This is a genomic window from Gordonia sp. (in: high G+C Gram-positive bacteria) (assembly GCF_049299075.1).
Lineage (GTDB): Bacteria > Actinomycetota > Actinomycetes > Mycobacteriales > Mycobacteriaceae > Gordonia.
Genome location: NZ_JBAQWU010000086.1, coordinates 1 through 5,674, shown reverse-complemented (window position 1 = coordinate 5,674; position 5,674 = coordinate 1). Strand labels below are relative to the sequence as shown.

The window sequence follows — 5,674 nt, the reverse complement described above, 5'->3', positions numbered from 1 at the left end:
ACGTGCTGTTGATCGGCATGCTGGTCAGCTCCGATGCGCGGTTCGGCCCGTTCCAGGCGCAGGGCGTCGTGATGTTCGGTCTGTATCTGCTCGGCGGCCTCTCGGCGATGGGCGCCGCCGCAATCTTCAAACGCACCAGATCGCTCCGCAGCGACCTGATGCCCTTCTACATGGAGATGCCGCCGTACCGCCTACCTGGCCTCAAGAGCGTTCTGCTCTCGATGTGGGATTCGTCCAAGCAGTTCCTGCACAAGGTCGGCAAGATTATCCTGGGCACTGCCATCGTGCTGTGGATCCTGCTGTCTCTGCCCGCGCATACCGCGGAGGCGGCTGCGATCCAGGATACGACGGTCGCCGCGGCCCTCGCCGCAGGTGCCGACGCGGAGGAAGCTCAGGCACGCGGCGCGGCTGAAGCTCGGTCGTTCGTACTCGACAACAGCTTCGCCGCATCCATCGGCAAGGCCGTCGAACCGGTCTTCGCGCCGCTCGGCTTCGATTGGCGCATCGACATCGGAATTCTGGGCTCGTTCGCCGCACGCGAAGTGGTGGTGTCTACCCTCGGCCAGATTGCGGCGGCCGAGGACCCCGAGAGTCCCGATACCGCGCTGGCCGAGATGCGCTACACCGACGGCCCCCACCAGGGCGAGATCGTCTTCTCCCCGCCCACCCTCGTCGCCCTCCTGCTGTTCTTCGCCTACGCGCTGCAGTGCATGTCGACGGTCGGCGCGATCCGGCGGGAGACCAACTCCTGGAAGTGGCCGCTGATCTCCTGGACATACATGTTCGTCCTGGCTTGGGGTGCCGCCTACCTCGGACACACCATCACTGCCGCGGTGACCGGTTGATGATTACCACCTCACCCGTCCACCTCCGCCCCGAACCAGCCGGCGACGACCCCCAGCTGATCGTCTGGCGAGTCGGTCCCGGCCTGATCCGGCAGACCGGCAACGTCCCACCCGAACTTGCTCCCACCGCCATCCAGCGACTGATGGCCGAAGGCGTGTTGGCCGCGGTTTCGGTGGCACCCGGCCGTATCGACACGCAGCTGTCGGTCGGGCACACTGCCGCCGTCAACGGTCCGGCCATCCGTTCCGCACTCTTCCACACACTCTGCGCACCCGGCGGCTGGCCGGATGCGCCCGGCCAGCCGCACACGGATTCGGCTGCGGTGACGGCTGCAGCCGACCGGGAGATCACCGACGCCGTCGAGCAGGTCCTCGCCGGCGAGTTCGGTGTTTATACCGCATCGCACGGCGGCGTGGTGACGCTGCTGCGCGTCACCGCGGGTCGGGTGCACGTCCAGCTGAGCGGCCGCTGCCACGGCTGTGCCTTCGCCGACAACACGATCCGGCGCGATCTGGTTACCAGGTTGTCTCCCATCCCAGGTTTCGCGGGCGTCGTCGTCGGCGGCGATACCGACTGCACCCCGGCCACCCTGGAAACACCAGCCACCAAGAAAACAGCGGGCAACACAAGCACCCGGACCAAGCTGGCGTGGCCGTCGCTGCGCCGCGAGCGGCAGAAGAACTCCGGCTAAGGAGCCCGGAGTCGGCCGGTGTGCGGTCCTCGGCCCACCCGAGGTCCGTACCGGGCCGGCTGCTACGGCTCGTACCGCTCGGGCAGCTGGTACATCTCTGGGTGCGGGGAGATCCGGGCGATATTGCCCTGGAGCACGTCGCGGTAGATGCGCAGCTGTTCCTCGCCCGAGCGCACCTGCTCGGACAGCATCCGGGAGTGGTCGGCGGAGAGTTCGCGGTCGCCGGAGCGAGCCAGCAGGCTGTCGATGCGGGTGTCCAGGGTGGACGCGCGATCGTACTCATCGAGGATGCGCAGTTCCGCGGCCGCCGACTCGACGGTCTGGGCGATTTCAGTCAGGGCCAGCACACGCTCGAGCAGCTGTGTCCAGACCGGGCGCAGCGCCGCCTCGCGCTGATCGAGGTGAGCGGAGAAGTCCTCGTCGTACCCACTGCTAGCCCGAGCGCGATCAAGGTCGATGCGCAGGCCGCGCAGCGCGACGACATCGGCGGCGATCTCGGCGAGCTCGGCATGCAAGTTCACCGCACCCCGCTGGATCTCGAAGAAGTCCGACTGCCAGGCCCGGTTCCGCTGAATACGGTCGTAGAAATGACCGGCGATAAAGAGCAGCGTCTCGTAGCCGTCGGCGAACGACGACGAGCCCCGACTGGGCGGCGAGGCCTGGCCGGGCTTACTACCGAGCGCCTCGTTGATCCACTCCTCGACGTTCGCGGCGGCGCCGCGCCCGGCGAAGTTGCCGACGAATCCGGCGATCCGGTCGACGGCGGCACTGCCGGCTCGGCGAACGCCGCCACCGCCGGGCAGGTTGGCGCACGGCGTCGCCAGCAGACCGGCGAAGAGCTTTTCGCGCTCGTCGATCTCCAAGTAGATGTTCTCCCGGCGCTCCCGTCGAATACCGCGCGTGCTGCTGGCGAAGATGCCTTTACCGAGCACCACGATGCGACGCGCTTCCTCGCGCTTTCGGACCATTCCGGAGAGCCGAGTGCGCAGCACGGTGGCGACCATACCGGGCATGACACCGGTGGCCAACTGGTCTTCGAGGTGGCCGATGGAGTGCTGCAGCCGGCGCAGTTCGACGGCCGAGACGTTGAGCACCGGCAGCGGCAGACCCATCGACATCCGGCGCACCACCAGGACGCGCCCCGGCGCCGTCACGTGCCCGGACGCGATCAGCAGGGCGGCCGCGTCGGAGAGCGGCGGCGGATCGCCCGGCACTCGCGAGTCCTGCGTCCACCGGCGCACATCGGCCGCGGTGACGGGTCCGGGGGTTGCACTCATGAATCGGATTCTACCGGCTCAGGACCCTGAACAGCCTGGTGGAAGATGCCACGCCGCGCGCGGGAATAGCCGAGCCCCGATCCGCCGCGCCCGACCGATTCCGATCACCATCAGCGTTACCGCCCACCGCGCCGACGGCGGGCGCCGGGTTCGCCGGCACCTTTGGGTTTGCGGGGTGGCACCTTGCCCGCCGCTTCCAGCCGCTCACGCCGCGCCGCCGCCTTCTCTTTAGCCGACCGTTTGGCGACCGGCTCGCGCGTACCGCGCGACGACCCGGCCTTGCGGCCGCGGAGGACTCCGATGAACTCGTCTACCAGCTCGCTCGTCGGCTCGGACCACCAGAGGCCGACCGGCGCGGCCGGGCCGTCGACCAGCGGCCGGAAGGTGAGGTCACGCCGATGGTGCAGGCGCGCGAGCGACATCGGCACCACCAGCACCCCAAGCCCGGCGGCCACCAGTTCCACCGCGTCCGCGGTCGTCTCCGGCCGGTGGCTCAGTTGTGTGCCAGGACGCGCGTCCCACCCGAGCACGTCGTCGAGGGGCAAAAGGCAAGACTCGTCGGCGAGGTCGGCGCAGGTGAGTTCGTCAGCCGCGGTCAGTACATGGCCTTTCGGAACCACAACGACGGGCACCTCGTCGTACAGCCGGATCAGCGCCAGATCGGGCTCCGCATTCACGCCTGGTCGGCCGAGTGCGGCGTCGACCGTCCCACTGCGCACCAGGGCGGCGGCCTCGGCCGCGGCGCAGTCGACGAGTTCGACATCGACGCCGGGCCTGCGCTCGGCAAATGTGCGCACCCATTTTGCCGGCATCACGCCCGGCGCATAGGCGAGGCGGAATACGGCGGCAACGGTCACCGGCTCAGCCTATCGGCGCCGACCGCACCGAACGCAGGGTCGACCCCAGGATTCGGGCAATCAGTACGCTGGTTTCCATGACAGCGCTCATCTGGATCGTCCTCGTGCTCGTGATCGTCGTGGTGGCGGTCGCCGTCATACAAAACGGCGGCTCGAACCGGGCGCAGACGGACCTCGACGATGCCCGAGCCGAGGCACAGCAGGCGATTTCGCGGCTAGGCGGGCAGGTCTATTTGTTGGACGGCGCAAACCCGGCCGCTACGCAGGCCCTCGCCGATGCCGGGGAGCGATACAACGCTGCAGGCGCGCAACTCGCCGACGCCGCCAGCCCGGTCCAGGCCCGCCTTGCCAAGCAGACCGCGCTCGAAGGTCTCTATTACGTGCGAGCGGCCCGCACCGCGATGAACCTCGACCCCGGACCTCCAGTGCCCGGCTTGGATGGTCAGGCCGAGGCCGGCCGGGTGACCGAGGACCGTACCGTCGAGTTCGAGGGCCGGCAGGTCGCCGCCTCGCCAACCCCGAGCGACGCCACCCCGAACTACTACCCTGGCGGCCGTGTCGCCGGCCGCCCAGTGCCGGCTGGCTGGTACTCCGAGCCGTGGTGGCGCCCAGCGCTGATCGGCGGCATGTGGGGTATGGGTTCAATGCTGCTGTTCTCGTCACTGTTCTCCGGGATGAGCGGTGTGAACTATGGCGCGGAGTCGTTCGCGGCTGGGGATACCGGCGGCGAACTCGGCGGCGGTGACGGCGGCGGGGAAAGCGGTGACTTCGACGGCGGCGGCGATAGCGGTGGCTTCGACGGCGGCGGCTTCGAGGGCGGCGGCTTCGGCGGCGGCGATGGGGGCGGCGGCTTCGACTTCGGCGGCTTCGACTTCTGATCCCGTCGGTAGCCCCGAGCCCGGGGCACGCCATTCACCCGGTCCTCGCCTCATCCTCGACGCGAGCTACTTGGTTCGCTCCAAGTGGATCAGCGTCTGCACGTGCAGTCCGGAGTCGGGTATGGCGGCCAGAATCTGATCGATGACGTCACCCAGAACCGCCGTGAGGTCCTCGTAGGAGCGGTTCGGATCGGCGGTCACCACGATGCGCAGCAGCTTGACGCCGCGGTCGTCGATGGCCTTGACCGACACCTCGTCGAAACAGCGATGCTCCCCAAGCTGGGCCGCGACAGCCGAGGCGATCACGCCCGGCGCGATCACCAGTCGACCGTCGGGTCCGCTGCCGTCCAGCAGTAGGCGCGGGGCGGCTTGCGGCCGGATGAGCGTCGCCAACAGCCGAAAGCCCCACAACGCGGCCACGACGACGACGCCGACAAGTACCCAGGTCCACCAGTCAGAATCGACGGCGTCGTCGACCTTGCCCGAGTCGATGTTGCCCACCCAGTCCGACACCGGGCCGACCTGGATCTGCGAAAACAGCAGCGCCAGACCGACAAGCACCAACAGCAGGCCGACGACGCCGACAGAGATGCGGTTCCACGCCGCGGGTATCGCGTTCAACGCACCCCCCTCCCGTCGGTCACTGTGATCGCTACCTTCGGATCCAGGCCCAACGAGGCCAGGACGCCCCGCACCGCCTGCCCAATGACGTCGGTGTCAACCACCCCGTGATCGCCGGTGACGGTGACCGTCACCTTGCGACGACCGTAATGGGTGGACACTGCATCGACACCGGCTTGTTCGGCGACCACCGCGCTGCAGCGGCGCGCGATGTCACCCGGCCGGGTCCAGCGCTGTTCGGCGTTGCCGTTGGCGCTGGCGTCGCCGACCGCAAGATAACGATGACGGCGGGGTTTCACCGCGAGCCACACCATGGCGAGCCCAGCGAACAGCAACGCCGCCACCAAGACCCACATCCACGCCTGCCAGTTCTCGTTAGCGCCCCAGTGCGCCGCGCCACCGAGCCACTCGTGCCCCGGCACCCAACCGGCGCGCACGATCAGATCGCGAATCGCGACTCCGGCCAGCACCAAGAGCACCAGCGCGAAACCGGCACCGGCGAGG

At 68.7% G+C, this 5,674-nt stretch carries 7 protein-coding genes; 3 read left to right on the top strand and 4 right to left on the bottom strand.

The window, feature by feature from the left end:
* Together WAW85_RS02910 and WAW85_RS02905 are read left to right on the top strand one after the other, a co-directional pair.
* Positions 1-845, top strand: an 845-nt coding sequence (locus tag WAW85_RS02910; protein WP_422558155.1) for a nucleoside recognition domain-containing protein, incomplete at its 5' end; no start/stop codon positions are given.
* The gene (locus WAW85_RS02905; protein ID WP_422558154.1) at positions 845-1,537 is read left to right on the top strand and encodes a NifU family protein; all 693 of its coding nucleotides are present in this window, start codon (positions 845-847) and stop codon (positions 1,535-1,537) included. The genes WAW85_RS02910 and WAW85_RS02905, both read left to right, overlap by 1 nt.
* Before the next feature lie 62 nt (positions 1,538-1,599).
* Here WAW85_RS02905 and WAW85_RS02900 read toward each other — a convergent pair whose 3' ends face one another.
* Both WAW85_RS02900 and WAW85_RS02895 read right to left on the bottom strand, forming a co-directional pair.
* Positions 1,600-2,814 carry a hypothetical protein gene (locus tag WAW85_RS02900; RefSeq protein ID WP_422558153.1) on the bottom strand — a complete coding sequence of 405 codons (1,215 nt, stop codon included), beginning with the start codon at positions 2,812-2,814 and terminating at the stop codon, positions 1,600-1,602.
* Between the two features lie 116 nt (positions 2,815-2,930).
* Positions 2,931-3,626, bottom strand: a complete 696-nt coding sequence (locus WAW85_RS02895; RefSeq protein WP_422558156.1) for a LysR family substrate-binding domain-containing protein — start codon at positions 3,624-3,626, stop codon at positions 2,931-2,933.
* 122 nt (positions 3,627-3,748) lie between these two features.
* Between WAW85_RS02895 and WAW85_RS02890 the strand changes: the two genes are divergently transcribed.
* On the top strand, positions 3,749-4,549 hold the full coding sequence (locus WAW85_RS02890) for a DUF1542 domain-containing protein (protein ID WP_422558152.1): 801 nt from the start codon (positions 3,749-3,751) through the stop codon (positions 4,547-4,549).
* Positions 4,550-4,615: 66 nt separating this feature from the next.
* Here WAW85_RS02890 and WAW85_RS02885 read toward each other — a convergent pair whose 3' ends face one another.
* Positions 4,616-5,170: a hypothetical protein gene (locus tag WAW85_RS02885; protein WP_422558151.1), complete on the bottom strand. Its 555-nt coding sequence runs from the start codon at positions 5,168-5,170 to the stop codon at positions 4,616-4,618.
* On the bottom strand, positions 5,167-5,674 hold a 508-nt coding region (locus tag WAW85_RS02880), incomplete at its 5' end, for a DUF6286 domain-containing protein (RefSeq protein WP_422558150.1). The genes WAW85_RS02880 and WAW85_RS02885, both read right to left, overlap by 4 nt.